The sequence below is a fragment of the Streptomyces sp. NP-1717 genome (genome assembly GCF_022695985.1).
Lineage (GTDB): Bacteria > Actinomycetota > Actinomycetes > Streptomycetales > Streptomycetaceae > Streptomyces.
Map to the genome: position 1 here is coordinate 1 of NZ_JAAPBF010000454.1, position 1,542 is coordinate 1,542.

At 72.3% G+C, this 1,542-nt stretch carries 2 protein-coding genes; both read left to right on the forward strand.

Translation table 11 applies throughout. The features are described from left to right. Positions 1-868: ERAP1-like C-terminal domain-containing protein (locus tag GXP76_RS35425; protein WP_242575722.1), on the forward strand; the 868-nt coding region annotated here is incomplete at its 5' end. Positions 869-1,065: 197 nt separating this feature from the next. Then, the coding region (locus GXP76_RS35430; RefSeq protein ID WP_242575723.1) for a SidA/IucD/PvdA family monooxygenase at positions 1,066-1,542 on the forward strand (477 nt) is incomplete at its 3' end.

The following is a 1,542-nucleotide window of genomic DNA, read 5'->3' on the forward strand; positions in this document are numbered from 1 at the left end:
CATCCCCGACCCCCTCACCCGCGCCGTCGTCTGGAACGCCGCCCGCGACATGGTCCGCGACGGCGAACTGGCCCCCACCGCCTACCTGGAAGCCGCCCGCACCCACCTCCCGCACGAAACGGACCTGGCCGTCGTCCAAGGCGTACTCGGCTTCGCCGCCACCCAGATCGCCGACCGCTACCTCGCCCCCGACGACCGCCCCGCCGCCCTCGCCGGCCTCACCGCCATCTGCCGTGCCCTCATCCGCCGCACCGAGGACGGCAACGCACCCGGCCTGCGCCTCACCGGCGTACGCCACTTCATCTCCGCCGCCACCCAACCCGACGGCATCCAGGACTGGCTGAACTCCGACAGCGTCCCCGGCGGCCCCGAACTCGACCCCGAACTGCGCTGGCGCATCCTCTACCGCCTCGCCGTCCTCGGCGCCGTCGACGACTCCGCCATCGCCGACGAACTCGCCCGCGACCCCAGCGCCACCGGCCAGGAAGGCGCCGCCCGCTGCCGCGCCGCCCTCCCCGACACAGACGCCAAAGCCGCCGCCTGGGAACGCCTCTTCCTCACCGACGACCTCTCCAACCACCTCTTCACCGCCACCGCCCAGGGCTTCTGGCAGCCCGAACAGACCGACCTCGTACGCAAGTACGTCCCGCGCTTCTACACCGACGCCGTCGAACTCGCCCGCCGCCGCGGCCCGGTCATCGCCGACTTCGCCGGCCGCCACGCCTTCCCCGTCCACGCCGTCGACCCCGAATCGCTGCGCCTGGGCGAGGAGAGCCTGACCGCCCCGGACATCCTGCCCGCCCTGCGCCGCAAGCTCACCGACCAACTCGACGACCTGCGCCGCGCGTTGCGCGTACGAGAGGGCTGACCCCGCCCCCTTCCCGCTGACGACGGGCCGGCACCCGCCCCGGGTGCCGGCCCGTCCTCCGTGGGAGGGCACGCCCCCACTCTCCTTCAGCGCACGCCAATACCCCTTCGGGGTCCGGGTCGTTGTGCACCGTGGGCACCACCCCCGGACCCCGGGCACCCCGGTGCAGCTGCCCCACGCGCCCTGAAGGACCCCCAATGACCGATCTGTCAGCAGACGATCACCACCGGCCGCACGATCTGGTCGGCATCGGCGTCGGCCCGTTCAACCTCTCCCTCGCCGCGCTCGCCGACGGCATCCACGGAGGACTCGCCGCCGCCTTCTACGAACAGCGACCCGCCTTCCACTGGCACCCCGGCATGCTCCTCGACGGCGCCACCCTCCAAGTGCCCTTCCTGGCGGACCTGGTGACCCTCGTCGACCCGGCCAGCCCCTGGTCCTTCCTGAACTACCTCAGGGCACGTGAGCGGCTCTACCCCTTCTACTTCGCCGAACGCTTCCACATCCAGCGCGCCGAGTACGACGCCTACTGCCGCTGGGTCAGCGAACAACTCCCCGGACTCCACTTCGGCCACCAGGTCGACGCCGTCCGCTGGAACACCGAACGCGCCCTGTTCGAGGTCGACTTCACCCAGCTCGACCACGACGGCGAGGTCGAGGCCCTCGGCCGCGCC